Source organism: Balneolaceae bacterium (assembly GCA_034521445.1).
In the GTDB taxonomy this organism is placed as follows: Bacteria; Bacteroidota; Rhodothermia; order Balneolales; family Balneolaceae; genus JAXHMM01.
In genome coordinates this window covers 41,359-68,073 of record JAXHMM010000005.1, presented here as the reverse complement: position 1 = coordinate 68,073, position 26,715 = coordinate 41,359, and the positions used below count along the sequence as shown (strand labels likewise).

At 60.6% G+C, this 26,715-nt stretch carries 24 protein-coding genes and 1 other RNA gene; 8 read left to right on the top strand and 17 right to left on the bottom strand.

The genetic code is table 11. From position 1 onward, the window contains the following. The first annotated feature begins 72 nt into the window (after nt 1-72). Nucleotides 73-1,605 (top strand): transcription termination factor Rho, encoded by a 1,533-nt coding sequence (rho, locus tag U5K31_04170; GenBank protein ID MDZ7771921.1) that lies wholly within the window; start codon nt 73-75, stop codon nt 1,603-1,605. A gap of 40 nt (nt 1,606-1,645) precedes the next feature. On the opposite strand, the gene U5K31_04165 is transcribed toward rho, so the two are convergent. Together U5K31_04165 and sppA are read right to left on the bottom strand one after the other, a co-directional pair. Continuing rightward, nucleotides 1,646-2,512: an MBL fold metallo-hydrolase gene (locus U5K31_04165; GenBank protein MDZ7771920.1), complete on the bottom strand. Its 867-nt coding sequence runs from the start codon at nt 2,510-2,512 to the stop codon at nt 1,646-1,648. 11 nt (nt 2,513-2,523) lie between these two features. Beyond that, nucleotides 2,524-4,326, bottom strand: coding sequence for a signal peptide peptidase SppA (gene sppA / locus U5K31_04160; protein ID MDZ7771919.1), 1,803 nt, complete (start codon nt 4,324-4,326; stop codon nt 2,524-2,526). A gap of 102 nt (nt 4,327-4,428) precedes the next feature. Between sppA and U5K31_04155 the strand changes: the two genes are divergently transcribed. After that, nucleotides 4,429-6,024 carry an NAD(P)/FAD-dependent oxidoreductase gene (locus tag U5K31_04155; protein MDZ7771918.1) on the top strand — a complete coding sequence of 532 codons (1,596 nt, stop codon included), beginning with the start codon at nt 4,429-4,431 and terminating at the stop codon, nt 6,022-6,024. Further along, on the top strand, nt 6,024-7,139 hold the full coding sequence (gene alr, locus U5K31_04150; GenBank protein MDZ7771917.1) for an alanine racemase: 1,116 nt from the start codon (nt 6,024-6,026) through the stop codon (nt 7,137-7,139). Before U5K31_04155 ends, alr begins: the two co-directional genes overlap by 1 nt. On the opposite strand, the gene U5K31_04145 is transcribed toward alr, so the two are convergent. The 7 genes from U5K31_04145 to U5K31_04115 all read right to left on the bottom strand — a co-directional run bounded on the left by U5K31_04145 (nt 7,114) and on the right by U5K31_04115 (nt 14,516). Then, nucleotides 7,114-7,686: an FKBP-type peptidyl-prolyl cis-trans isomerase gene (locus tag U5K31_04145; GenBank protein ID MDZ7771916.1), complete on the bottom strand. Its 573-nt coding sequence runs from the start codon at nt 7,684-7,686 to the stop codon at nt 7,114-7,116. The genes alr and U5K31_04145 overlap by 26 nt on opposite strands. A gap of 68 nt (nt 7,687-7,754) precedes the next feature. Beyond that, a complete protein-coding gene (tatC, locus tag U5K31_04140) occupies nt 7,755-8,606 on the bottom strand; it encodes a twin-arginine translocase subunit TatC (GenBank protein MDZ7771915.1) in 852 nt (283 codons plus the stop codon). 54 nt (nt 8,607-8,660) lie between these two features. After that, nucleotides 8,661-9,959 carry a serine hydroxymethyltransferase gene (glyA, locus tag U5K31_04135; protein MDZ7771914.1) on the bottom strand — a complete coding sequence of 433 codons (1,299 nt, stop codon included), beginning with the start codon at nt 9,957-9,959 and terminating at the stop codon, nt 8,661-8,663. 7 nt (nt 9,960-9,966) lie between these two features. After that, nucleotides 9,967-10,410, bottom strand: a complete 444-nt coding sequence (gene rpiB, locus U5K31_04130) for a ribose 5-phosphate isomerase B (protein MDZ7771913.1) — start codon at nt 10,408-10,410, stop codon at nt 9,967-9,969. A 171-nt stretch (nt 10,411-10,581) separates the two neighbouring features. Next, complete coding sequence (locus tag U5K31_04125) at nt 10,582-11,277, bottom strand: DUF4159 domain-containing protein (protein MDZ7771912.1); 696 nt, start codon at nt 11,275-11,277, stop codon at nt 10,582-10,584. After that, on the bottom strand, nt 11,264-12,244 hold the full coding sequence (locus tag U5K31_04120; GenBank protein ID MDZ7771911.1) for a DUF4249 domain-containing protein: 981 nt from the start codon (nt 12,242-12,244) through the stop codon (nt 11,264-11,266). Before U5K31_04120 ends, U5K31_04125 begins: the two co-directional genes overlap by 14 nt. A gap of 7 nt (nt 12,245-12,251) precedes the next feature. After that, a complete protein-coding gene (locus U5K31_04115; protein MDZ7771910.1) occupies nt 12,252-14,516 on the bottom strand; it encodes a TonB-dependent receptor in 2,265 nt (754 codons plus the stop codon). Between the two features lie 200 nt (nt 14,517-14,716). On the opposite strand from U5K31_04115, the gene U5K31_04110 reads away from it, so the two are divergent. After that, nucleotides 14,717-17,314: a bifunctional aspartate kinase/diaminopimelate decarboxylase gene (locus tag U5K31_04110; protein MDZ7771909.1), complete on the top strand. Its 2,598-nt coding sequence runs from the start codon at nt 14,717-14,719 to the stop codon at nt 17,312-17,314. Nucleotides 17,315-17,320: 6 nt separating this feature from the next. Here the strand turns inward: U5K31_04110 and U5K31_04105 are convergent, their stop codons facing one another. Next, nucleotides 17,321-18,034, bottom strand: coding sequence for a hypothetical protein (locus U5K31_04105; protein ID MDZ7771908.1), 714 nt, complete (start codon nt 18,032-18,034; stop codon nt 17,321-17,323). Between the two features lie 418 nt (nt 18,035-18,452). Here U5K31_04105 and ssrA point away from each other — a divergent pair. The 4 genes from ssrA (at nt 18,453) to U5K31_04085 (ending at nt 21,440) form a co-directional block, all read left to right on the top strand. Beyond that, nucleotides 18,453-18,820: a transfer-messenger RNA gene (ssrA, locus tag U5K31_04100) on the top strand. Nucleotides 18,821-18,890: 70 nt separating this feature from the next. Next, nucleotides 18,891-19,160 carry a Rid family hydrolase gene (locus U5K31_04095; GenBank protein MDZ7771907.1) on the top strand — a complete coding sequence of 90 codons (270 nt, stop codon included), beginning with the start codon at nt 18,891-18,893 and terminating at the stop codon, nt 19,158-19,160. A gap of 95 nt (nt 19,161-19,255) precedes the next feature. Further along, entirely contained in the window at nt 19,256-20,263 is a 1,008-nt protein-coding gene (locus U5K31_04090) for a TIGR00341 family protein (protein MDZ7771906.1), read from the top strand. A 124-nt stretch (nt 20,264-20,387) separates the two neighbouring features. Beyond that, entirely contained in the window at nt 20,388-21,440 is a 1,053-nt protein-coding gene (locus U5K31_04085; protein ID MDZ7771905.1) for a right-handed parallel beta-helix repeat-containing protein, read from the top strand. A 91-nt stretch (nt 21,441-21,531) separates the two neighbouring features. Here U5K31_04085 and U5K31_04080 read toward each other — a convergent pair whose 3' ends face one another. The 7 genes from U5K31_04080 to U5K31_04050 all read right to left on the bottom strand — a co-directional run bounded on the left by U5K31_04080 (nt 21,532) and on the right by U5K31_04050 (nt 26,709). Next, nucleotides 21,532-22,524, bottom strand: coding sequence for an Ig-like domain-containing protein (locus U5K31_04080; protein ID MDZ7771904.1), 993 nt, complete (start codon nt 22,522-22,524; stop codon nt 21,532-21,534). Between the two features lie 42 nt (nt 22,525-22,566). Then, nucleotides 22,567-23,145, bottom strand: coding sequence for a hypothetical protein (locus U5K31_04075; GenBank protein ID MDZ7771903.1), 579 nt, complete (start codon nt 23,143-23,145; stop codon nt 22,567-22,569). A 114-nt stretch (nt 23,146-23,259) separates the two neighbouring features. Beyond that, a complete protein-coding gene (locus U5K31_04070) occupies nt 23,260-23,832 on the bottom strand; it encodes a Yip1 family protein (protein ID MDZ7771902.1) in 573 nt (190 codons plus the stop codon). Nucleotides 23,833-23,965: 133 nt separating this feature from the next. After that, nucleotides 23,966-24,499: a hypothetical protein gene (locus U5K31_04065; GenBank protein MDZ7771901.1), complete on the bottom strand. Its 534-nt coding sequence runs from the start codon at nt 24,497-24,499 to the stop codon at nt 23,966-23,968. Between the two features lie 317 nt (nt 24,500-24,816). Next, nucleotides 24,817-25,116: a band-7 C-terminal domain-containing protein gene (locus U5K31_04060; protein ID MDZ7771900.1), complete on the bottom strand. Its 300-nt coding sequence runs from the start codon at nt 25,114-25,116 to the stop codon at nt 24,817-24,819. Between the two features lies 1 nt (nt 25,117). Continuing rightward, nucleotides 25,118-25,780: a paraslipin gene (locus U5K31_04055; GenBank protein ID MDZ7771899.1), complete on the bottom strand. Its 663-nt coding sequence runs from the start codon at nt 25,778-25,780 to the stop codon at nt 25,118-25,120. Continuing rightward, on the bottom strand, nt 25,780-26,709 hold the full coding sequence (locus U5K31_04050; GenBank protein ID MDZ7771898.1) for an SPFH domain-containing protein: 930 nt from the start codon (nt 26,707-26,709) through the stop codon (nt 25,780-25,782). Before U5K31_04050 ends, U5K31_04055 begins: the two co-directional genes overlap by 1 nt. Nucleotides 26,710-26,715 lie beyond the last annotated feature (6 nt).

The window sequence follows — 26,715 nt, the reverse complement described above, 5'->3', positions numbered from 1 at the left end:
TAGGGGTCGTCTAAGCTTTTTTCGTACCTATTTTCATTCCAATCCAATTTAAACGCTATACAAACGAGCATTATGTCGGATTACCATACCGGTAATGTAACCGAAGAGGACCTGAGCGACCTCGAACAGAAGAAGCTGCCGCAGCTGCAGTCCATTGCACGCGGAGTGGGACTCAAACGTGTTACGGGCATTAACAAGGGCGACCTGATCCGCAATATTCGCAGGAAAGTGGAGGAGTCCGGCGACGACTCGACCGACGAAGGCTCCCGCAGCCGGCAGCGGCAGAACACCAGCCATACCCAGCCCTACCAGCAGGACGACGACCGCCCGCGCCGCCCCGAACGAGGCTCCTCCGGCACGTCAGGACGCGGAAGTGGCGGAGACGAGGGAAACGGCGGCAGTCCCAAAGGTGGCGTGCACGACAAGCTGCCCGACTCCGAACGCGCCACGCTGGACGATCGCCTGGAGGAGATAGATGATGAACTGGGACCCTACCTGCTTAACGAGGGTACGCTGGAGATCCTCCCCGACGGCTACGGCTTCCTGCGCTCGGTAAACTACAACTACAAGGCCAGCCCGGACGACATCTACGTCTCGCCCTCCCAAATCAAGCGTTTTCGCCTGAAGCAGGGCGACTGCGTCATCGGCATTATCCGTCCTCCCAAAGTGGGTGAGCGCTATTTCGCCCTGCTGCGCGTGGAGGGGGTAAACGGCAAAATTCCCCGTGACATGGACAACCGGGAGGATTTCGAGGATCTGCTGCCTATCTACCCCGAAGACCGTTTCGACCTGGAATTCGAACCCAACGAATATACCACCCGTATTATCAATCTCTTCGCCCCCATGGGCAAAGGCCAGCGGGGACTTATCGTGGCGCAGCCGAAGACGGGCAAAACCACCATCCTGCGCAACATCGCCAATGCGGTGAACCGCAACGATCCCGACACCAAGGTGATCATCCTGCTCATCGACGAGCGTCCGGAGGAGGTGACCGAGATGGAGCGCACGGTGAAGGATGCCGAAGTGGTGGCCTCCACCTTTGATGAAAAACCCGAAAATCACATCGGCCTCTCGGAGATCGTTTTTGAGAAGGCCAAGCGACTGGTGGAGAGCGGGCAAGACGTGCTCATGCTCATGGACTCCATCACCCGTCTGTCGCGCGCCTACAACATATGCGTGCCCACATCGGGGCGCACCATGTCGGGCGGCGTCGATTCGGAGGCCCTCAAGGCGCCCCGCCAGCTCTTCAGCTCGGCCCGCAATATCGAGGACGGCGGCAGCCTTACGATCCTGGCCACCGCCCTCGTGCAGACCGGTTCGCGGATGGACGATCTCATTTTCGAAGAGTTCAAGGGCACCGGCAACATGGAGATCGTGCTGGACCGCAACCTGGCCGACCGCCGTATCTTCCCGGCCCTGGACATTTTCCGGAGCGGTACCCGCCGCGAGGAGCTCATCGTTCCAGAGGACGAGCATGAAAAGGTGGTGCTGCTGCGCCGATACCTGAACCGCATGAATACCTTCGAGGCCATGGAGTTCGTCAAGGACAAGATGAAAGGCACCAAAAACAACCAGGAGTTTCTTGTCTCCATGAACAAGGAGTAAGGGCCTCCCGACCCGGCGCAGCCATGGCGCACAGTTGCGCTCAGCTTTTCTCGTTCAGTATGTAGCGCTGCCTCTCATCTCTCAGCAGGGTGCCCGAACGGGCGTGGCGCGAATGGTAGAAAAGAAGCACGCCCTGCTCCCGGTAAATCCTTTTAAGCAGCCGCACTTTCTGCTTTTTCGCCTCCAGGGGATCGCGGTCCATATGCTGCATGTCGTAGTGATTGAGCTGGCCGTGGGTAGGCAGCAGGTCGCCCAGGTACCAGAAGGCTCCCTCCTCGTCGGGCATTCCCACACGCACCGCCTGGTGGCCCGGCGTATGTCCCCCGGTCCGCATGACACGTATCCCGGGCACGATTTCGGTCTCGCGATCCTCCAGAAAATGGAATCGCCCGTCGGCCGCCAGGCGGAAAAGTTCATCCAGCTCATAGCCGGCCCCGGCCTTCACCTTGTCGCGGTCGTAGCGGGCCAGGGCGTCGTCCCACTCCGCGCGCTGCAAATGGTAGCGTGCGTTGGGAAAAGTGGGGCGCGTGACGTTTTCGGCATCGCTCCAGGTACATCCCGCGGCGTGATCGTAGTGAAGGTGGGAGAGCACCACGTGAGCGATGTCGCCTGCCCCCAGGCCGAAAATCTCCAGGTTGGTGAGCACATTGGAGACCTCCCCGTAGGCGCTTCCTGCGTCGAGTCCCCATCCCAGACCGGCATCCAGCAGCAGATGGGTGTCCCCGCGGCTCACCAGGATGGGTCCTATGCCGATGCGGTAGCCGGGTCTGCGCAGTCCCTCCGGGACGCCGCCCCCTTCTTTCCCGTGCCCGTAGGGCGAGGAGGGCTCGCGCCGGATGTGGCCGTCCTCGAAAATGCGGAAGTGGCCTTCGCTGAGCTGCTCCACCCGAAACGCTCCCATCTCCATCGGACGCCCCTCTATTCTACGGTGATATCGTAGGGGAAGAGGGTCAGGGGGTCGCGGCGCCCGAAGATGCCCATGGCGCGCTCCGCCTCGATGGCGGCCTCTGCCGTAAGTGTTGAGCCTGGCACCAGGCTGCGCACCCAGGAGCGAACCTGCGTCTGTGCGCTGCCCATAAAAAATTCGAAGAGGCTCTCAGGCTCCGGGTAGCTGGACACGCGGTACGCCTCCAGACCCGCCTTGGCGGCCGCCACCTCGAGGGCGCGGTCCATGCCGCCGAGCAGGTCCACCAGCCCGTTCTGCTGTGCGGCCTCTCCGGTCCAGACGCGTCCCCCGGCCAGCTCGTCGATGCGCTGCTTTTCCATGCCGCGAGAGGCGGCCATCTTGGTGATGAAGGTATCGTAGAAGCGGTCGACATACTTCTGAAAGGCCTGCTGCTCGGAGGGCGTGAAGCCGCGGGAGGGACTCAGCCAGTCGGCGTGCTCGTGGCTGGTGACCGTGCCGAAGGTGAGGCCCAGCTTCTCGTTGAAGAGCTGTTGGGCGTTGAATTTGGTGGAGAAGACGCCGATGGAGCCGGTAAGGGTGTTGGTCTCGGCAAGGATGGTGTCGGCCGCGGCGGCGATATAGTAGCCCCCGGAAGCGGCCATGTCGCCCATGGAGACGATGACGGGCATCTCGTCGCGCATCTGGTTGAGCATGCGCCATATGGCATCGGAGGTGGAGCCGGAACCGCCCGGGCTGTTAACCCGTACCACCAGGGCCTTCACGTCCCCGTCATCCCGGATCTCTTCCAGCTGCTCCTCGAAGAAGGAGGTGCTGATCATCTGTCCCTCGCCGAAAGGCGAATCGGTAAACGGGTCGGGCGCGATCATGCCCGAGGCGTAGATGACGGCGATCCTGTCTTGCGTGGAGGGGGAGGTGAGTCCGGCGGAGCTGCTGGTGACCCGCGTGTAGCGTTTAAAATCCACCGTCTGAAGCTCATCGCCTGCGTCCACCCCAAGACGGCCCTTCATGTGGTTCTCCAGCTCGTCGCGGTAGAGAAGAGAGTCGATGAAGCCGTTCTCATACCCGAATCGGGCTGACATTTGGGGCTGCCCGTTGAGCAGGCTGTGGACCTGCGCGGACTCCAGGCCCGACTTGGCTGAGGCGGCCTCCACAAAGGTGGCGCCGGCCCGGCCTACGATGGCATTGAGCTGCTCGCGGTTCTCCTCGGAGAGCTCCTGCTGCATAAAGGGTTCCACGGCCCCCTTGTACTCCCCGTGGCGTGCGATCTCCGCCTCCAGGCCTATTTTATTGAAAAGGCCCTCCAGGAACATAACCTCGCTGTAGAAACCGTCGAATTCGAAGAAGGTCTCCGGCGGCGAGAATACCGAGTCGGTCGCCGAGGCCAGGTAGTATCCCTTTTCGTTGAGGCCGATGTCGTTGGTGGTTGTGTAGATGAACTTGTCGGAATCTTCCCGGAAACGGTCGATGATGCGGCGCGCTTCCTCCAGGCTGGCCCAGCCGGCGGTCATCACGTCGATCTCCAGCAGTACGCCCCCGATGTTGTCGTGGGAGGCCGCCTTGTCGAGGTTTTCGCGCAGGGACTGAAGGGAAACGCCGGAATTGGCGGCGGTGGGGAACAGTTCCTCCAGGGGCGAACGGGCGTCGCGCGCAGGCAGGCTGCCGCTCATGTGCACCTCCAGCACCGTGTTGTCGCGGATGTAGGGCTCAGGGGCCTGTCCGCTTCCCGAAAAGGTGATAACAAGAACGAAAAAAGCAATGAGCAGGGCGAGGAAGGTGCCCAGCGTGGCGGCGATCAGACTTTTAAAAAATTTCATCCTTTAAAAAAAATTGTTTTGTTTCTGAATTGGCTGCATGCGCTCCGGTTGGTATGACATGCCGGTCAGCGGCATGTTATGAAAAATGAGGCATTTTATACAATGAAATACGATGCAATCGTGGTGGGTTCGGGGCATAACGGCCTGGTGACGGCCTGTTACCTGGCCCGCGAGGGCTGGTCGGTCTGCGTGCTGGAGCGCCAGGAGCAGGCGGGAGGAGCGGTTCAGACCGAAACCATGTTCCGAAGCGAGGGCTATCCGGAGGGTTTCCGGGTGGACACGGGGTCGTCGGTGCATATTATGATCCACCAGACGGGCATCTTAGAAGAGCTGGCACTGGAGGAGTACGGACTGGAATATATCGACATGGACCCGATGATGTCCTACCCGCTGCCGGAAGAGGAGGGGGTGATCCACTTTTTCCGCGACCTGGAACGCACGGCCGATTCCATTGCGCGCATCTCCCCGGCCGACGCCGAAAACTACCGGAGCTTCGTGGACTTCTGGGGAAGGGTGAATGAGGGGGTGATGCGCACCTTTCTTAAACCGCCTACCGGACGCCATCTGGCCACAGAGATGCTGCGCGGGCCGTGGTCGGGCGGCGGCATGTTTGCCAAAGGCGACCACATGGACGGCCTGCAGAAGATCCTGAGTCCCTACGGCAAGGTGGTGGACGATGCCTTCGAGCACCCGGCCGTCAAGGCCGCCCTCACCTGGTTTGCCGCGCAGTCGGGTCCCACCCCCGACCACCCTGCGACGGGCGACTTCGCCGGCTGGCAGTCCATGCTGCACCGAAGCGGGGCCAAGCACCCGCGCGGCGGCAGCGGCATGCTCACCCAGGCCCTGAAAGGATTCCTGGAGGACCACGGCGGGACCTTGCGCACCGCCACCCCCGTGGAGAAGATTCTGGTGGAGGAGGGGGCTGTCCGGGGCGTGCGCGCCGCCGGCGGGGAAGAGATCGCCGCGGATACCGTGATCTCCAATGCCCACGTGCAGACCACCATGATGCGTCTTGTTGGAGCCGGTCACCTTGACCCGGACTTCTACCGCAAGGTGGAGAACATCAACGTGGGGAACGGCTTCGGCATGGTCATCCGCTGCGCCGTGGAGGAGCTGCCGGAGTACCGGGCCTGCCCCGGCGACCCTCACATTCACAAGGGCATGCAGCTTCTGGCGCCCTCGGTGGACTATATGAATCGCGCCATAGGCGACTACCGGGCGGGCCGCACTCCGGAGGAGCCCGCCGTACTGGCCATGACCTTTTCGGCCATCGATGACGATGTGGCGCCCAGCGGGGGACATACCCTCTTTGCCTGGGCGCAGTGGCATCCCTACGAGCTGGCCGGCGGAGTGAACTGGGACGACATACGCGAGCGGGAGGCCGACAGGATCTGGAGCGTGCTCACCCGCTACGCCCCCAACCTGGAGGGCGGTCTCATCGACCGCTACATACAGACGCCCCTCGACATCGAGCGAAAGCACGCCATGCCGCGCGGCAACGTGATGCACGTGGAGATGAGCCTGGACCAGATGTTTCTTTTCCGGCCCCTTCCCGAAATGAGCGACTACCGCACTCCTGTTGACGGACTCTACCTCTCCTCGGCCTCCTGCCACCCCGGAGGGGGCGTCTTCGGAGCGGCCGGCCGCAATGCCGCACGCATGGTGCTCCGAGACCATTCCAAAACCCGGTGGTTCTGATGGCGGGGACCGGCGAACATAGCTTCCGCACAGGGGGACACTCGGTCATCGAAATTGATCTGGGCGCCTTGCGGCACAACCTGGCCGAGGTGCGCCGCAGGGCCGGGGAGGCCGGCGTCATGGCGGTGGTCAAGGCCGACGCCTACGGGCACGGCCTGGTGCGTATCGCCGGGGCCCTGGAAGGGGAGGTCCAGGGGCTGGCGGTGAACGAGGTGGCCGAAGGCGTGGCCCTCCGACGGGCAGGCATCCGTGCGCCGGTGCTGGTCTTCGGCGTGCCCGAGTCGCGGCACCGGGGCGCCTACCGCCGGTGGGACCTCACCGCCACGGTAAGTACGCTGCACCATGTCGAGCTGCTGGAGAAGGGGTCCACCTGCCACCTGAACGTCGATACGGGCATGGGACGCCTGGGCGTGCGGCCGGAGGCGGCGGGGGATATGATAAGGCGCCTGCAGGCAGTCGACGGACCCCGCTGCACGGGTATCTACTCCCATTTCGCCACGGCGGACGTCCCGGAATCCGGTATGGCACGCAGGCAGCTGGCACGTTTCCGGGAGGTGCAGGACGGATTGGGGGACCTGGCGGACGGACTCACTGTACATATGTCCAACAGCGGGGGACTTTTTTTCTACCCGGAGGCGCGCTTCGACCTGGTGCGGACGGGCATCGCGCTCTACGGCTGTGCCCCCGGGGAGACCCCCCTGGAGGGGCTGCGTCCCGTGTTGGGATGGAAAACGCACCTGGTGCAGGTAAATCGGGTTCGAAAAGGAGAGACGGTCAGCTACGGGGCGCGTTGGGCGGCCCCCTCCGACGGCTGGGTGGGCGTGCTTCCGGTAGGCTACGAGGACGGGCTGCGCCGGGATCTGTCCGGTAAAATATCCGTGGAGATCGGGTCCGAACACTACGAGCTGGCCGGCACGGTCACCATGAACTACGCCATGGTCTGGCTCGGGTCCGAGCGATGGCCTGAACTTACCGAGGTGACGCTGCTGGGAGGTGAAAACGGGGTGGAAGAGTGGGCCGCGGCCGCCGGCACCATTTCCTACGAAATACTTACGGGACTCTCACGCAGGGTCCCGCGCAGCGCGGGACTCAGTAGTAGATCTGGGAAAGTTTGATGTCGAAGCGCAGGGTGTCGTTGCGCAGGTTGTAACCGCTGTTACCCTCCGGGGCTCCCGCATAACCCATGGAAGGGGGAATGATGAGCGTCCGGCGCTCGCCTTCCCGCATGCCTTCCAGCAAGGTTTCACCGTCCACGGTAACGCCTGTGATGCCTTTGCGGAAGCCTTCGATAAGGGGTGATATGGGTTGGTTGCCGGAGGCCACGGATACAGGTGTCAGGTTCCGAAAGGTGCGGGGTTCCTCGCTGCCGTTGGCATAGGAACTGTCAAATACCCGCTGGTCGTCCAGCGAGCGGCCCGTGTAGAAGAGGTCGATGATGTCGCGGCTGACGACCTGAAAGGCTCCATCCCCCTCCTCGATGATATGTACGACCATGCCCCCCGGTGTCGTCACCGTTTTTACGGCCTGGCTGGTGTCGTAGGGACTGGGCACCGTGCTGAAATCAGGACCGGATGCATTGTCGCCGCAACCGGATATAAACGGTACCAGAATCGCCAGCATGAGGACGATGGCTTGGTGGTAGGGCAGGGACAGACGTTGCATAGCTGTATCGCTGAAAGTTGGCATTTAGGGAAAAGTAAGATTTTTTTCCATGCTTGAAAAGTAATCCGCTACGAGGACCCATCCATGGCTCGGTTGAATTCTTTTTCCCGACGTCTGAGTCCGAAGCGGCTCACTGCTATGGAAAACTGGTAGAGCAGAATCAGGGGGATGGCGATGAGCACCTGCGAGACCGGGTCGGGCGGAGTGAGCACGGCCGAGACGATAAAGCATCCCAGGATGGCGTGGCGCCGGTACTTCCGGAGGAATTCGGGCGTGAGCAGGCCGAATTTCGACAGGAAGTAGCTTACCATGGGCAGCTGAAAAATGATTCCGCAGGAGACCACCCACATGGTCAGGGAGGTGAAGTACTCGTTGATGTCAAAGTCGTTGCGGATGACGTCGGATATTTGGAACTGCGCGAAGAACTGCAGGGCAAAGGGCACCAGCAGGAAGTAGCCGAAGGCGATGCCCAGCAGAAAGAAGAAAGCGATGAAAAAGGTGTGCAGGTAAGTCTTCCAGCGGGAAGAGCGCTCCAGGGCCGGTTCGACGAACGACCAGATCTGGTAGAAGAAGATGGGCGAGCCGATGACTGCCCCTGCGATAATGAGGGTGCCGTAGTAGGTGAAAAACTGACCCGGCAGCCTGCGGCTCTGGATGGTGAGGTCCACCGCCTCGATGCCCAGCCAGTGGTAGATGATAAAATCGGCGCGGGTGGGTCCAAGTATCATCCGGTCCACCAGGAAATCGGCGAAGAAGGCGGCGATGGCAATGCCCACCGCAAATCCGCCCAGCCCCTTCAGCAGGTGCCATCGCAGCTCCTCCAGGTGTTCCAGGAAAGACATCTCCTTGGTGCGGTCTTTGGGCATGCGCGCCTTGGGAGGGCTTCCGGACATGATCTGGCGTTGGTCGGATGAGGCCATGGAGGAATGGGAAATGCGGTTGGTTCGCGCCGGCCGTCGGGCCGGCTGGTCGGGTCAGGCGGTTACGAAATCATAGAGAGGGAACTCCGCACAGAGCTCCCTCACCTCGGCGCGGGTCTCCCGTATCGCCGACTCGTCGTCGGGGTCCTGCAGCACCCGGTCGATGAGGCGGGCGATGAGCCGGAATTCCTCGTCTCCCATGCCGCGCGTGGTCATGGCGGGGGAGCCGATGCGGATGCCCGAGGTCACAAAGGGGCTCTCCTCGTCGAAGGGCACCATATTTTTGTTGAGGGTGATGTTGGCGCGCTCCAGGGCCTCCTCGGCCGTCTTGCCGGTCAAGCCCTTGTTGCGCAGGTCCACCAGGATGAGGTGGTTGTCGGTGCCGCCGCTCACCAGGTCGTAATCCCTCGACAGGAAGGCCTCGGCCATCACCTGCGCATTCTGCTGCACGCGCCGCTGATAGGCGGGAAAATCCTTCTCCAGCGCCTCGCCCAGGGCCACGGCCTTGGAGGCGATCACGTGCATCAGGGGACCCCCCTGGGTGCCGGGGAAAACGGCCGAGTCGAAGACCTCGCTCCAGTTTTTGGTGCGGCCCGACTTGCGGGCGGTGACGCCCACGGTATTCTCCCCGTCCCTGCCCAGCAGGATCATCCCGCCGCGGGGACCCCGGAGGGTTTTGTGCGTGGTAGTGGTGACCACGTGGCAGTGGGGGAGGGGATCGTTGAGCAGGTCCGCCGCGATGAGCCCGGCCGTGTGGGCCATATCCATCCAGAGGAAGGCTCCCACCTCGTCGGCGATCTCGCGAAACGCCGCATAGTCAAAGTCCCGGGGATAGGCCGAAGCGCCGATGGAGATCATGCGGGGCTGCACCTCGCGTGCGCGCTCACGCACCTTGTCCAGGTCGATGCGCCCGGTCTGGCGGTCCACGCCGTAGAACTCCGAACGGTAGAGGATGCCGGAAAAATTCACCGGCGAGCCGTGCGTCAGGTGTCCCCCGTGAGAGAGATCCAGCCCCAGCAGGGTGTCGCCCGGCTCCATGAGGGCCAGGTATACGGCGGCGTTGGCCTGCGCGCCCGAGTGGGGCTGCACGTTCACCCACTCCGCTCCGAACAGCTTTTTTGCCCGCTCGCGTGCCAGGTTTTCCGCACGGTCCACGTGCTCGCATCCCCCGTAGTAGCGCTTGCCGGGCAGCCCCTCGGCGTATTTGTTGGTGAGGGTGGATCCCATGGCCTCAATGACGGCGCGGGAGGCGAAATTCTCCGAAGCGATCAGTTCCAGGTTCTGGTTCTGCCGCCGCCGCTCGTCGTCCAGGATGGCATGAAGGTCGGGGTCCTGCTGCTGCAGTGATTTCATGGGAAGCTCAGGATTTCTCGGTTAGGGAATGGATTTTGCCCACCCGGCGCTCATGTCGGCCACCCTCGAAATCCGAGTCGAACCAGGCCTCGAGAATGTCACGGAGCTGATTATTGTCGAGCTCGCGGCCGGGCAGACAGAGCACATTGGCGTTGTTGTGGCGGCGCGTGAGGGCGGCCACCTCGGGCGAGTAGACCAGCCCGGCGCGGACGTTGGGAAACTTGTTGGCCGTCATGCACATGCCCTGTCCGCTGCCGCAGATCAGGATACCCTGATCGTGCTCGCCGCCGTCCACCTTTTCGGCCACCTGCACGGCAAATTCGGGGTAGTCCACCGACTCCTCGGAGTGCGTGCCGAAATCCACGGGCATGTGGCCCATCTCCTCGAGGATCTCCTTGACGGTTTCCTTGGCGGGGTAGCCCGCATGGTCGCTTGCGATGGGAATGATCATGGCGTGGGGATCTGGACATTGGTATGAATGCCCTCCGGACAACGGCCGGCGGGCCGGCTACCGCCTGCCTGGGCAAAGGGGCAGCGAAAGGCTAAATATCACCAAAAAAAGCCTTTGAAAAAAATGGCGTACTGCGATAAAAATGGGAGAGAAACCGACCGGCTGCCGCTCCTAACGCCCGCTTGTGAGGGCGTATACCAGGATGTTGGCGCCCATTCGCAGGGCCTGCTCGCGGAGAGAGGCGGGATTCTGATGCACCTCCGGATTGGCCCAGCCGTCGGCCAGGTTGGACTCGTAGGTGTAGAAGAGCACCATGCGTCCCTCGCGGAAGAGGCCGAAGCCCTGCGGCGCCTCGTTGTCGTGTTCGTGAACCTTGGGCAGGCCGTTGGGAAAATCGAAAATCTGGTGATAGATGGGGTGGTCGAAGGGAACTTCCACCAGTTCTTCGCCCGGGTAAACCGCACCTATGAGCTCGCGGAAATGCGAGTCGAGCCCGTAGTCGTCGTCGATGTAGAGAAAGCCTCCGTTTTCCAGGAAGGACCTCAGGTTCTCCACCTCGGCGCTGTTGAAGCTGATGGTGCCGTGGCCGGTGATGAAGGCGAAGGGATACTTGTGCAGCTCGCTGCTGCCGAGGGCCACGTCGCGGAACTCCGTACCCATGGCCAGGGGGGCGTGGCTGCGGGTGAATTCCACCAGGTTGGTCAGCGAGGAAGGGTCGTTGTACCAGTCGCCGCCGCCCCGGTACTTGACGCGCGCGATGCGCAGGTCATCCTCTCCGGACGACTGGGCCAGGAGATGGTGAGCCGGATCGGAGGCCGCCAGCGTCAGCAGGAGTGTGATAAGCAGGGCTTTGCTACGGAAGGTCATGGTTGCGAACAATATAAATGCTGACCGTGTCGGTTGCCAGGCTCCCGAAGATACCGATGCCGCCCTCCACATGATAGCGCACGTTCTGGACCTCCCCGGGCGGAAGGGTGGAGCCCCCCGTCTGCACGGACTGTGAGCGCAGAAAATCGTACATGTTGTCGTCTATGGCACTGGCAATAAGATCATTGGGACCGTAGTAGGCCACGGCAATCCACGGCAGCCGCAGGGTGATGGTTTGGTTGTCGTTGCGTTCGTAGTTTCGCTCGTTGATGATGCCTGAAGAGTTCTTCGCCAGTTCCTCCAGCAGCTGCCGCCTTTCCTCCCCGTCGTCGGTTTGGACGTACTGGTCAAGGTAAAAGGGGGTGAGCTCGACTACCGTAGGATCCTGCACCTCAAGGGTGAACAGGAAAAACGACTGCCTCCCCGGGTAGTAGCTGGGGGTGGTGGTGACTTCGATCTGGTTGTCGGACTGGTAGGCCGCACTGTCCACCGCAACGTCCGTGGCCTGGAATGCGCCCGGTACCAGGGTTTCCGCCCGCACCGGCTCCTCCCCGGCAACCTCGGCCACCAGGCGGTATCGCCTGCCGGCCCGGATACGGGCGCTGTTGTCCACGGGCAGGTAGGTCCCCTCTTCGTCGTAGCGGTAGGTGTAGGTGTTCACGGCGCTCTCGCTCTCGTTCAACTGCATGATGCGTATTGAAGCGTCGGGCACCCCCGCTTTCTGAAGGGTGTACTCCTCTTCAAGTGGGAGGGTGCGCGTAAGGCGCACTTCCGGGAGGGGCGCCCCGGCCACCAGGTAGGATTCCACCACCAGGTACTCCCGGTAGGAGTCCTGCGCATAGGGATCGCAGGCGGAAAGTCCGGCCAGCAGCGCGGCTGCCAGCAGCAGGACGGCCGGCAGGCGAATGGAGGGGAGGCCCGGGGTCGGGTCGGCTTTGGATTCGGTATGGGGGCGTATTGCGTTCACGGGGTCATTAAAAGTTAACGGTGTAGGAGACCGAGGGAAGTATGGGCAGCAGGGGGACTTCGCTCCGCTCCACGGGATTCTCTTCGAAGTTGAAGTTGTAGAACCAGACGTTGCGCCGCGAATAGGCGTTGATAAGCTGAAACTGCCACTGCGCTTCGCCCAGCCCGAAAAAGGTGCCGCTGCGGCTGAAGGAGAGGTCCAGGCGGTGATAGGAAGGCAGGCGCGAAGCGTTGACGCGACCCACCACCAGCTGGTCCAGGTTGGCTGAAGAGGTGGGGAAATCGACGGCCAGGGTGCGTCCCAGCGGTTCGGTGTAGGCCTGGCCGGTGGCGTAGTTGAAGGATGCGGTGGCCTCCCAGCGCGAACCGAGACGATAGCTGAGCACCAGGTTCAAGTCGTGACGCCGGTCGAACTTGGGCGGGTAGAATCGGGCGCCTTCCCCGCCGGTGAGGGGCTCGTTGAAGCCGGGGAATTTACGGCGGGTTACGCTGAAGGTGTAGCCCAGGAAACCGGTGAGACGCCCGACACGTTTTTCAAGCAGTAGCTCCGCCCCCCAGGCGTAGCCCTCCCCGAAGCGGAAGATCTCCTCGTACTCCAGACCGGCAATGTCGGGCAGGAAAGGGTCCAGTTCGAAAAGGTCCTTCATGGTGCGGTAGTAGACCTCGGCGTCCAGCCCCCACCCCTCCCGGGGTATGGTTTTGACGCCCGCCACGAACTGGTCCCCCCATGCCGGCGGCACCCCGTCGTCGGTGGTGAGCCAGGTATCGAAGCCGGTGAAGGCCTCGTTGCTGATGAGCGTGAGAAACTGATGGTAGCGTCCGTACGCTCCCTGCAGGCGGATACGATCGGAGGGCTGATATTCGGCTGAAAGCCGCGGGGAGAGTCGCCAGTATCCGCCCTCGGCGAAACCATTCAGGCGGATTCCCCCGGTCACCTCCCATCGTTCGGAAGGCGTCCAGGTGTCCTGCAGGTAAAAGGAGTGGTAGGGGGCCTGGATGCGCGAGGAGAAGGTTTCCGTACCGTCGAAGGAGTCCCGCACCTTGAGCGTCTTGATGCCGCTCCAGAGGCCGGCGGAGAGGTCGTGGCGGTCGGAGGCCAGGTACTCCAGATCCCCCTTCACGGAAAAGTCCCATATGTTGTTCGACCTCTTAAAGGGGGTAGCGGCGATTTCAAAAGAGGGGAAATTGAAATAGCGCGAGCCGGTGACGGTGAAGTTGGCGAAGATCCGGTCGGAAAAGAGGTGGGTCCACGTCCCGCTGAGGGTCTGATTGCCGTAGTTGAGCCGTATGCCGGCGTCGTCGGCGAAGGGAAAGGAGAGGTTGTCGGCACCCGAATAGAAGGCCAGCGAAAGCCGGTTGTCGGGGTCCGGGTCGTAGTTGATCTTACCGTTCAGGTCGAGGAACCAGAAGCGGGAGGGGATGTTCTCCTCCACCTGCCGCAGCCCCGCCAGCAGGGGCTCCAGGGTGGAGCGGCGTGCCGCCACCATCCATGAGCCCTTCTTGAGGGGTCCTTCGAGGGAGAGGCGCGAGGAGAGCAGACCGAGGGTGACCGAGCCTTCGGTCTCCATGCGGTTTCCGTCTTTGTTGAAGACGGTCAGCACCGACCCGAGGCGTCCCCCGTAGCGGGCGGGGTAGCCTCCCTTGTAGAGGCGCACGTCCTTGACGGCGTCGGGGTTGAAGGTGGAAAAGAAGCCGAAAAAGTGCGTGGGGTTATAGACCACTGTGCGGTCGAGAAGGATGAGAGTCTGATCGGGACTGCCTCCCCGTATGTAGAGTCCGCTGGAGAAGTCGGAAGCCGACTTTACGCCCGGCACCAGTTGCAGGGCGCGGAAGACGTCGGCCTGGAATACCGAAGGCACCTTCTTGATGGTTTGGATTTCAAGCTGGGAGACCCCGAGGTCCTTCTGCTCCTCCTTCTCTTCTTCCGACTCCACCACAAGCTGATCGAGTTGCAAGGTCTCAGGCTCCATTTCGATGTCCAGCCGCACCTTCTCCCCTTCGGCAAAGGTGACCTCCCGCTCGAAGCGGCGGTAGCCTATATAGGTGGCGATAACCGTGTGGGTACCGGGTTCGATACCGGTGATGCTGTAGTATCCCGACGTATTGGAAGAGCTGCCCTTCGTGCCCTCGCCTATGCCCACGTTGGCTGAGATAAGGGTTTCGCCCGACTCCGCATCGCTTACGTAGCCGTTCAGCGTTGCGGTTTGCTGGGCGTACAGGGGCAACGCCGGCAGCAGAACCGCCAGGAGGACAACAGAGCAAACGGTGCGCAAGGTACCTCGGATTCGGGGTTCGGGGTGCAAGGCTATACGAATGCGCAGGGGACCGGGGTTCGTTCCCTTCAAGGCTAAATGGCACGGAAGGGATATTTTTAGGCGGCAGGGTAATATATCCGACTCAGCCTTGCTATCTTTAAGCCAGTATGGCAGACCATGCGGCTGTGCGGGCACGCGAACGCACTCCGCTCGAACTTTTGGAACACGTTATGGGCACCGACATCGAAAAGTGGATGGTACTTAAATTTGGGGGGACCAGCGTCTCTTCCCGTGAAAACTGGGAGCGCATTGCGGAGGTAGTGGCCGTGAGGCGCCGGGAGGGGGCGCGTGTCTGTGTGGTCCACTCCGCCCTGGCCGGTGTCTCCAACCGCCTGCAGGAGCTCATTGACGGCGATACGGAGAAAGGACGCGGGGCGGCTGTGGACGCCATCCGGGAGCAGCACCTGGAGCTGGCGCGGGACCTGGAACTGGACGGGGAGACCCTGCTGGGCGGGCACTTGGGGGAGTTGGAACGCCTGGTGCGTGGCATCGAGCTGGTGGGGGAGGCCGGCTACCGGGTGCAGGCGCGGCTCATGGGACTGGGCGAGCTCATGGCCACCGCCCTGGGCGCAGCCTGGCTGGACCGTCGGCTGGACGGTGCTGCGCTGGTGGACGCCCGCGACTTGCTGGAGAGCGTACCCCAGCGCAATGTCGGGGAGCGGGCCGAGGTATTGTCGGCGGTATGCGACATCGCCCCGGACCCCCAGGTGCGGCGCCGGCTTTCCGAGGCGGGTCCTGTGGTGCTGACGCAGGGATTCATTGCCCGCGATCCCGGGGGACAAACCGTACTGCTGGGGCGCGGGGGATCGGACGCCTCGGCAGCCTACCTGGCGGCCAAGATCGGGGCGGAACGCCTGGAGATCTGGACCGACGTGCCGGGTATGTTCTCGGCCAATCCGCACCAGGTGCCCTCCGCGCGGCTGCTGCGCCGGCTCAGTTACGCCGAAGCCCAGGAAATCGCCACCAACGGGGCCCGGGTGCTGCACCCGCGCTGCATCCGGCCAGCCCGCGAGCACGCCATACCCATCCACGTGCGCTGCACCCAGCGGCCCGAACTGGAGGGGACGGTTATATCGGGAAGTTCCGCCGATGAGGAGGCCATGGTCAAGGCGCTGGCGGTGCGCAGCGACGTCGTCCTGGTGAGTATGGAATCGCTGGGCATGTGGCAGCAGGTGGGCTTCCTGTCGGACACCTTTGCGGTTTTCAAGAAGCACGGCCTCTCCATCGACCTGGTTTCGACCTCCGAATCGAACGTGACCGTATCGCTGGATCCCGGGCTCAACGCCCATTTCCGGCAGGTGGAGGAGGCGTTCGTAGGTGAACTGCAGGAGCACTGCCGGGTGAAGATCATCGGAGGGGTCTCCGCTGTCAGCCTGCTGGGACGCAACATCCGCACTATCCTGCACCAGCTGGGGCCCGCTTTCGAGGTCTTTCAGGAGCAGCACGTCTACCTGCTCAGCCAGGCGGCCAACGATCTCAACTTCACTTTTGTGGTGGACAGCAGCCAGGCCGGGCGCCTGGTACGCCAGCTGCACGAGCAGGTGATCACCCAGTCGGGCAACCGTCACTCTTTCGGTCCGACGTGGACCGAATTGATGGGCGACGGACAGCCCGAAGACCCGGTCAAAACCGCCTGGTGGAACCGCCGCCGCGAGGAGCTGCTCCGCCTGGGCGGTGAGCGCAGCCCGCGCTACGTCTACGATCGGCAGACCCTGCGCGGCAGCGCCTTGCAGATGCTGGAGATGTCGTCGGTTGACCGCATCTTCTACGCCATGAAGGCCAACGCCCATCCCGGCGTGCTGCGCGAGCTGGAAGGCATGGGACTGGGACTGGAGTGCGTCTCCATCGGGGAGGTGGCGTGCGTGCTGGAGCTTTTCCCCGACATCGACCCCGGGCGGGTGCTTTTCACCCCCAACTTCGCCCCACGCGGGGAGTACGTCAGGGGATTTGGGCTGGGGGTGCGTGTGACCCTGGACAATATCTACCCGCTGCGCCAGTGGCCGGAACTCTTCGAGGGCCGGGAGGTCTTCCTGCGCATCGACCCAGGCTACGGCCACGGGCACCATCGCCACGTAAAGACGGGCGGAACGCATTCCAAGTTCGGCATACCCCGTTTCGAAATACCTGAGGTGGCCCGGCGCGCTGAGGAGCTCGGCCTGAAGGTGCGCGGCCTGCACGCCCACACGGGCAGTGGCATCAAGGACCCCCTCGCCTGGAAGAACACCGCCCTCGCCCTGCACGAAGTGGCGCAGGAGCTGGGCGGGGTGGATATATTGGACCTGGGCGGAGGATTCGGCGTCCGCGAAAACGAGACCCAGAGCGCCGTCGACCTGGAGCGGGTGGATGAGGCCCTGGACGCCTTCCGCCGCGCCTGGCCCGGCTATGAGATCTGGGTGGAGCCGGGGCGCTACCTGGTGGCCGAGGCGGGAGTGCTCCTGACGCGGGTGACCCAGCTGAAAGGCAAGGGAAACGTGCGTTACCTGGGAGTGGACACCGGCATGAATTCCTTCATCCGTCCCGCACTCTACGGCGCCCGCCACACCATCGTCAACCTGAGTCGCCTCGAAGAGCCCTCAGACAGCGTGGTAAACGTGGTGGGACCCATTTGCGAGTCGGGTGACAAGCTGGGCATCGACCGCCACATGCCGGAGTCGCAGGAGGGAGATGTGATCCTCATCGCCCATGCGGGCGCCTACGGGCGGGTCATGAGCTCCTCTTACAACCTGCGCCCACCCGCCTCCGAAGAGATGATCTGAATGGGACTATCGCTGGTGCCCGCCTCGCTGGGGACTGCTACCCTGCAGGATTCGCGCGTTGTTTCGGTCCCCGGCCTGATGCAGGAAGGCGTCAGCCCCGGTCCCGTACTGGATAATGTCGCCCGAGTTGTGGCTGCCGGTCTGTATGACGCGAAGCGTGTGGTCGCCGCCCATGCCCTGGTAGATTTCGATCAGGTTTCCGGAAACATCTCCACCCGGTTCCGATCTGCCCTGGCGCACGTAGGCACGACTTCCGGCCGCCCCATACTGCTCTAGGCGCACGGTATTGGATGTGCCCTCCTGGATCACCGTACCTTGCTGGCCGCCCGCCCGGGCCCGGAGGGTGGCGGTGTTGCGGTCGCCCCTCTGCACAACTTCATGGTCGTGGGGCCCGGTTGCGCTTTCCTGATGTATAAGCGCTTCGTTTCCCCATCCGTCAAGCTGGCGGATGTGCGCTTCGCCGAAGGCAGCTCCGGCCGCCGATGCACCAGCCTGCTGGATGATGGTGGCGCTTCCCCCGCTGCCCACCTGGACGATATAGGCCAGGGCTGACAGCTCTCCCGGGGACCGGGTCACGGTTTGGAGATTGTCCAGCCCGGAATCGTGAACCGTCGTGCCGTTGTCCTGGGCACGGACATTGCCCTGGAGGGCTGGCAGGAGGAAAGCGATGGTGAAAAGGCCCAGAAGGATCTTGTTTAGCGAGGAAGACGGGTGTGCCATGGCATTGCTCTCTTACAGTCAGGTTCAGGGGTAATGAATAAATGACGTTCTACCATAAGTATCGGCATAACGGGGAAAAACTGAAGCCCGTCGCCGTACGGCCGGGGCCAGAAGGGCCGGCTGCCCGTCGGTCCACTTTCCGTACAACCCGGTGGAAGCACGAAAAATGCGGCAGAGGGGAATGTCATGAAAGATGGGAGAGATCCCTGCCCTGGAACCCCTCGTCTGCCGGTATGATATGTAATGTATCTTCAAACATGGCAAATCTGCTATACAATCGCAAAGGGGGGACTGCAGGCTTGCCAGTAATCTGATAAGATGGCGGAGGTCATTGGATTGGCATGGTTATTTCTTATTTTAGATGTACCAACACGAACTGGGTGGACGTTACCCGGTGAGGCGTGTTCTTTGACATATTGGGGGTGTAATGGATTCGACGGGGTGAGTAGCATCGCAGGCTGCATGCCGAGTTTGCGCGATGACACTCGTAAATAATCATCCTGCATTAAATGTAGTTGATACCAACTATTCCTATAGCCTGGCTGCGTAACGCAGCCAAGCCGTTCCTTCAGCTTCTTGCCTGTTAGTGCTGTAGGAGCGTCGACTATGACAGGATAGCATGGGTTGAGCCGTCCGTCTTAACCCATGTGAACTCTCAGCGGACTAGTCCGGGGTTGTTTGTTGCCGAGCGTTGCCCCGGGCAAAACCCAATTCGGCAACTAAGCATGTAGATGCTTGAACGATATACCATCTCGGACCGGGGTTCGATTCCCCGCACCTCCACTACTTATTTTAAAAACCCCTCTTCCTGAATGGGAGGCGGGGTTTTTCTATGCCAATCCAACCCACATCAGCCATGTCAAGACTACGAGTGAACACCGGCACCCGGTGGGAGCCCATCGTGGGCTACTCGCGCGCGGTACGCGCCGGAAACCATATCTTTGTCTCCGGAACCACCGCCACCGATGATAAAGGGGAGGTGGTCGGCCGGGGCGACATGTACGCCCAGGCTGTACAGACCCTGGCCAACATCCGACGGGCGCTGGAGGAGGCGGGAAGCTCTATGCAGGAGGTGAGCCGCCTGATCGATCCCGACATGCTGTTGGAGATCGAGGCTGTTGCGTAGTCCGGTACCGGATAGTGGTCGAAATTTTGTACCATTAGGCCTCGTAGGGGCGCACGCAGACGCACCCGGACCTTCGCAACTCGATTTTCGTACCCATGAGCTACCGTATCCTGGAAATGGTTTCAACCCCCGAGGCCGTGGAGGAGGCGGGGGAGATGGCCGAGAAGTACAAGCCCATCGAAACCTGGATGCAGCAGCTTTCGGACGAGCGGTCCAGCATTCGTTTCCTGCTGGACGCCGAGCGCATCGAGGGACTCAGCGACGAGCTAAGTAACCGCTATTCCCACACCGAGGGCTTTCGCATCATGCTCTATGCTGTGGAGGCCACCCTCCCCGTACCCGAAGAAGCAGAGGATGCGGAAAAGCCGGACGATACCTCCGGGGAGTCCCAGTCCTCGTCCGGCCGCATCAGCCGGGAGGAGCTCTACAACGATGTTTCGGAAGGCGGGGATCTGACGCCGGTCTACATCGGACTGGTGGTGCTTTCGGCCCTGGTGGCGGGGATGGGACTCCTCCGCGACGATGTGGCTGTTATCATCGGGGCCATGGTGATCGCTCCGCTGCTGGGTCCGAATGTCTCCATGTCGCTGGCTGTAACACTTGGGGACGTCAAGCTGGGCTGGCGTGCGCTTCAAACCAACCTGGCGGGTCTGTTGCTGGCCTTCGGCGTAGCTTGTCTGATGGGGCTGTTGCTGACGGTGGATCCTTCTTCGAATCAGGTATTTTCCCGGTCGACGGTCAGCCTAAGCGACATCATCATCGCCCTGGCGGCAGGTTGCGCGGGTGTGCTCGCCTTCACCAGGGACGTCCCCGCGGCTATTGTCGGGGTTATGGTGGCGGTGGCTCTGCTGCCGCCCCTGGTCAACGCGGGACTGCTTCTGGGGTCCGGCTACGGGGGCCAGGCGGTGGGCGCGGCGATCCTGACGGCCACCAACCTGATCTGCATCAACCTGGCCGGGGTGGGCACCTTCCTGGTGCAGGGGGTGCGTCCCAGAACCTGGTGGGAGGCCGAGAAGGCGCGAAAGGCCACGCGTATAGCCCTGGCGGCGTGGGCCGTGCTCCTGGCCCTGGCGGCCGCAGCCATCTGGCTCTGGAGCAACTGAGGGGTATTTGGCGCGGATCCGACCGGCCGCACTTTGCTTTTAGGCCGCCTTTTTTTATATATCCCAATGAATAGCAGATATTTCCATTCAACTCACCTGAAATTAACCCATCAAGGAGGGTAGTATGATACATTCCATTATCGACGACAGGCGCATCACAAAAACCTGCGCACTGCTGGTCCTGTTCGCCATGGTGCTTTTTACGGGCTGCAGCGAACTGGGCTTCCAGCCTGGTCCACCGAACGGACGCGGAGCGGGCAATGGAGGCGGAAACGGAAACGGCCCGGGAATCACGGGTGGCGTAGAGGCGCAGGACCTGCAGACATGCCAGGAGACCGGACATGAGGGACTTACCGCCAAATACGTAAACACGACGCTGAACGGGGGCTCCATGACGGTGGCTCCCTGCGATATCGGCACCTACTACGACGAGGACGGCCACTCCGTGCGGGGTGTTTCCATCACGGGAACCACTGACGGCGCCAAATCGGAGCAGTTCGGTGTCTACAGCAACGGCGCCAGCCTGGACGTCAGCCATACGGATGTTACGGTTGAGGATGACTACCCCCACCAGTTCATCTCCATCGGCTATCTTTACGGCGCTTCAGGCAGCATAGCGGACAACACCATCGAGGGCGCCCACCGCGTCGGCATCCTGCTTGACCGTGAGGGCACCGACGCCCGGGTAACGGGCAACAGCGTCACGGGCACCGGAGCCCAGACTACCGGATGGGCCGAAAACGGCATACAGATTTCCCGGGGAGCTACTGGCAAGATCAGCGGAAACACTGTCTCCGACCACTGGTGGGACCTGAACAACTTCGGTTCGTCCGGCATCATCGTAAATGGATCGGACGACGTGCATATCAGGGACAACGAGCTGAGTAACAACGACTACAGCATAGCCCTGGCAGGAAATGGCAACAAGGTGTTGCACAACCGTGTGGTTAACGACGCCCGCTCCACTGTGAACCTCGGAGTTTACGTATCCGGGAGCAACAACAAACTTGTTCAGAATAGCCTGGGTGCCGACGGGGGGACCTGGGGTATCTATGTATTTGCCAACAGCGGCAATACCAAGCTAATCGGCAATAGCCTTGACGGCTGGGACCAGCCTATTGTGGACAACGGCAGCGATACCAAGCTCCCGCCCCCCTTCGATCCCGAGAACCCCTGAGGGATGAAATACCTCCCGAAAATGAATCAGGCACCGCCCGAAAAGGCGGTGCCTGATTCATTTTGGTCCCCCAAAGGTAATTCGTAGCAGCCTAGTAACTGTTGAGGACTGTTTCGGCGTCTGTGCCGTAGTCCACCAGCTCGCTGCTGTAATCCAATTCAGAACCTTCGACGGTTTCATACTTGACGGCGCCTCCGGGCACCGATCCGTCCCGGACCCGCCATATGCGCAGGGTGGTCTCGGATGCCACCCCGAACTCAAGCAGGTCGGCCGTGAAGGTGCCGGAGGGCACGGTGACCGAAACATCGCTTTGGCTGACGGCGCCCTCCATGGACTCCTCAGTCAGCTGCACCGGCTTGGAGTACCAGTTGTCGGACACCGGTTTCTCCTGCGGTTCACCCTGGCCGATGCGCTCGCGGTAGCGCAGGATGGAGGTGCGGTCTTCCGAAAAGAGCATTTCAGCCGTGTAGTTGTCGTCCCGATCGGGATAGCGCATTTCGATGCGCCACCACTGCTGCCCGTTGTCGTTCTCGGTAAGGAATGCGCGGGTCATGGTGATGGAGTCTTCCTGCGCCTCTTCGGTGTAGACGCTCCAGGTGGTGTATTCTCCCTCCTCGTAATCTTCGACGGCGTGGCTGTAGCCGTAGCTGCTGAACATGTAGTTGAAGATCATCGGGTAGAGGTTGATCGACCCGAAGCTGATGGTGCCGATCTGTATCTCTTCGGCCAGCCGCCGTGTATAGGTCTCCCCGTTGTCGGCGGGCATGGTCACCACAAAGTTGGAGGGCAGATGGTTGTCGGCCAGCACCGTAATGCTGTGCACGCCCACAGCGCCAAAGTTCACTTCGGCCATGCCCTCCTCGTTAGTGGAGGAGGCCCGGCCACTGGAGGTCTGCACCTGGGCGCCCTGTATGGGATTGCCTTGCTGGTCGAGCACCTGAACCGTCACCGAGTGGATGGGGATCTGGTTGAGCAGGGATCCGCTGGTGGTGCAGCCCCATGCCGTCAGGACGAAGGCGAGTAGCAGCAACAGCGGAATTTTTTGGCGTACGGGGATGAGGAACGGAGGGTTGCGTTTATCCATGGTCACTTCCTTTTACTGATATAGCGTTGCCTGTAGACCTTTTTAGAATGATCCGGGCACGAAAGCATTCCCGCCGATTGCGCTGAAATCACCGGAGAGTGTCACGGTAATCTCCTCGGATCCTTGGCCGCTGGTGCGGAAGCCTTCCGCCTGCATGGTAAAGGTGCCGCTCACGTTGTCGGAAGAGGACGACGTGATTTCGACGGAACCCGAAGTGGAGTATATAATGGTAGACATTTGTTGCCCCTCATTCAGGAAGGAGAAACCCCAGAAACCGGAGTCGCCTTCTTCGTAGTTGTCGGTATTCAGCAGGGAGTAGGTGCCTTCACCGGGACGATCGGAGTCGTCGGTGCCGATCCAAACTCCTTCGGAGGTTCCGCTGGACTGTTCGGGGTCATCGGCGGTGCTCATTACCAGCACAAAGCCTGACTGGTTCGTTTCGGGGTCGGTGGCGCCGCCGAAGATGGCTGTGCCTTCGATGGTCTTGTTCACGTCACCAGTGATCTCAATGGTAAAGGAACCGGTGCTTTCGGAGTTTGATTCATCAGAGCATCCCTGAATCAGGAACAATCCAAGTAACAGGATGAGTAGTCCGCGTGCTTTTTTTACCCAAGTAATCATAGTAGATTCCTCAAATTGAGTTATATGGTTGTAGGAACTTGAGCGGTTCTGCAACTACCCAGGTTCGCGTTAATCAGTGTTTAAAAGGTATTAAAAATCCATTGGGGTGGAAAATCAGCCCAGGTAGCCCGCCCTCCCCATCGATCCGAATCCAAGCAGCGCTCCTATGACCAGATTGACCACGATGATGATGACAGCGGCGGCCAGTACGTACCCTCCCCTCTTTTCCTCGGGTGTTTCCATCAGCACGGGAAGGCCGATCCAGAAGAGGTATATGCCATAAAGGCCGACGATACCCACCCATCCCAGGGTCCAGGAGAGGTTGGTTATGATGGCCGCAAGTAGCGATGGGGTATAGGAGTAGGTTACAAGCTTGAAGGCGCTGTTCAGATCCTTTGTGGAATTGAAATTTTCGGCCAGGGTGTTGATTACGAAAGATGCGATAACAATGGTGATCAGCGGCCAAGCGATTTGAAGAACCACCATTTGCAGTCCATATCCGAAGCCCATCCCTGCCGATGACAGGAAATTGACCAGGCTTGCCAAACCGGCCAGTATGGAGAGCGGCAGGGCGTAAAAGATGATAAGATTCTTGTTGGTCCTGCTCTCCTGTTTGATTTCAGGCCAGGTGCTTTTTGGATTCAGCAAAATGGCCTTGATGCGATCGAAAGTGTTTTGAACATCCATAATGATAGGGAGTCAGGAGGAACTGGAGGTCCCGGTCAACTAAATTGGTGAGCAGTCGTTTTAACGAAGTAAGGACCGATATATAAAAATGGGCCGGAACCTTTTGCAGCGGTGTCCGGCCCTTGACTGTGACTTACAGCTTGAAAACAATACCGGCATTGAGCCAGGCCCAGTTGTTGCCCAGCTCGGCATAGGCGCCGATGTTGTCGGCAAAGTAGTAGCGTCCCCCCAGGTGGAAACCTACGACCAGGCCGCTGCTGCTCTGTATGAAAGAGGAGTCCCAGCTGAAGTTACGATAGAGAAGACTAAGTCCACCGTATACATCCAGGTCCGGCGAATTCTCAAAGGGATAGTGGTAGCTTCCCTTTCCGCCTATATAGAGGATGCTAAGGCCGGTTCCGCCCACGTATCCTACGGAACCGCCAACCCCTATGGTACCGGTCTCCAGATCGGCAACGCCGAACTCGACTCCGCCGCCGATAGGCAGTCCCAGTCCGCCGCCCCAGGAATAGGTGGTGCCAAGTCCGATACCGGCGTTAATAACCACGTCGCCCTGGCTGAAAGGAGGATCGAAGTCACCGTCCTGGGCGGTGGCGTCCGCCATGGTGAAAAGGATCAATCCCAAGCAAAGGGAGCTGAGTGTGATGATTTTTTTAAAGGTATTCATAATCCCAGTTTTGGTTGTGGTGATTGTTCAGATGTAGGTGGGGGCGGCAATAAAGTAATATCTACTCTTGATACCATATTAACCCCGACATTAAGTTGTGAATCTAATTTAACTGATCCCCATACATCACACAAATTTAAATATGTTGACTTTCAGAATGGATAAAATCGCACCTGAGGGGATGCTGGGGCATATAAATCTTAGAGAAATTAACTTATTTTTTTGGATTTTTAACAAAAATTATACATATCAATAAGATTATATGCGTACGCTATTTTACCTATATAATGTCGTGTATGCCGCGGGGACTCCCAGCCTCAGTCCGATCGCATATCCAGGTCACCCTCCCCAGGCACAATGGAAATCTTGTCGAGCGAGAGACCCTTCATGATGTCGTCGTAGTTGGTGATGTCGGTGGGAATGATGATATCGTTCTCCTTGCGGGCGAGCTTGGAGAGTTGGTCAATGTATTTTTCAGCCAGCCGCAGCTGCATCGCCTCTTTCCCTTTTTCGGAGTTCAGCGCTTCGGCGAGCTGCTCGATGGATACGGCTGTGGCTTCGGCAAGCGACTCGATCTCCTGCGCCACACCCTCCGCTTCGTTAATCTGTCGCTGCATCTCACCCTCCGACTGGTTGATGATCTCCTGCTTTCGTACCCTGGGCGTCGTTGATGGTGGACTGCATCAGGCCCTCCGAGCGTGATATGGTGGCCCTGCGCTCCCGTTCTGCGGTCATCTGCCGCTCCATCGCCTGCTGGATGGTACGCGGGGTCATGATGTTTTTTATTTCGTAGCGGTGCACCCGGATGCCCCACGGCTTTTCCATGTCGCTGAGCACGCCCACCACCTCCTTGTTGATGCGCGCGCGATCTTCGAACGTATCGTCCAGATCCATCGTCCCGATGATGGAGCGCGTGGTGGTCTGCGCCAGCTGCACGGCGGCAAATCGGTAGTCGGTCACCCCGTAGGAGGCGTTGACCGGGTCGATGACGCTGAGGTAGATCACCCCGTCCACCTCCACCTTTACGTTGTCCTGCGTAAAACACTCCTGGGGCTGAACCTCGATGGTCTCCTCGCGGAGGTCCTGGCGGTACTTCACCTTGTCGAAGAAGGGAATGAGAGCATGGAAACCGGGACCAAGCGTCTTCTGGAAGTAACCCAGCCGCTCCACAATGTACGCCTTCTGGTTGGGTACGAGCTGAATGGACTGAATAAATTTAAATAGAACGAAGACCGAGAGGAGTCCCAGTACAATTTTACTGATCATTTCGATAATGTCCATCAGGAGTCACCCTTGGATTTGGTTGGCGTGTGCTCGGTAATCTTGCTGGCCCCTTCAAAGAAGGTTTTCAGGTTGGCGGTTTCGGTAGGCAGTACCGAAACGTTGGCTTGCTCCATGACTCGTCCCAGTTGCCCGACAAACTGTTCGATCAGCTTGGTCTTGACGGCGAGGTCGCCGCCCGGCTTGGCGATGGCCGAGGAGACGCGCTTGAGTCCTTTAGCCGTTGCGGTGGCGATCAGCTCGATCTCCTTCGCCTTGCCCTTGGCTTCGTTAATGCGTTTCTGACGCTGCGCCTCCGAATGAAGGATGGCGCTCTGCTTGTCGCCCTCCGATTCGTTGATTTTGTAATCGCGCGATCCCGTCGACTCGGTGATCTCCGCCCGTTTCTCCCGTTCGGCCTCCATCTGCTTCTCCAGGGTATTGATCAGGTTGTCGGAAGGACGGATGTTGCGGATTTCGTAGCGCATCACCTTGATGCCCCAGGGATCGGAGGCTTTGTCGATCTCCTCGACGATATTTTCGTTCATCTTCTCACGCTCCGAAAAAGTGTCGTCGAGCGTTATCTTGCCGATCTCGCTGCGCATCGTGGTCTGGGCCAGGTTGACGGCGGCCATCTTGTAGTTGCCGATGCCGTAGCTGGCCTTGTAGGAGTCCATCACCTTCACGTAGACCAGCCCGTCGACCTCCACTTCGATATTGTCTTTGGTGATGCAGGTCTGGCTGGGCACGTCGATGACCTGCTCGCGCATTTCCTGCTGGTAGGCGGGGCGGTCGATAAAGGGAATGAGAAAGTGAAAACCCGGCTTGAGGGTCTTGTTGTACTTGCCCAGGCGCTCCTTGATGACCTCCTCACGCATCTCCACAATCTTGAAGACCTTGGTAAAGATAAAGACGCCCAGGGCAACCAGGATTAGAATGGCGGTCCACATAAGCTG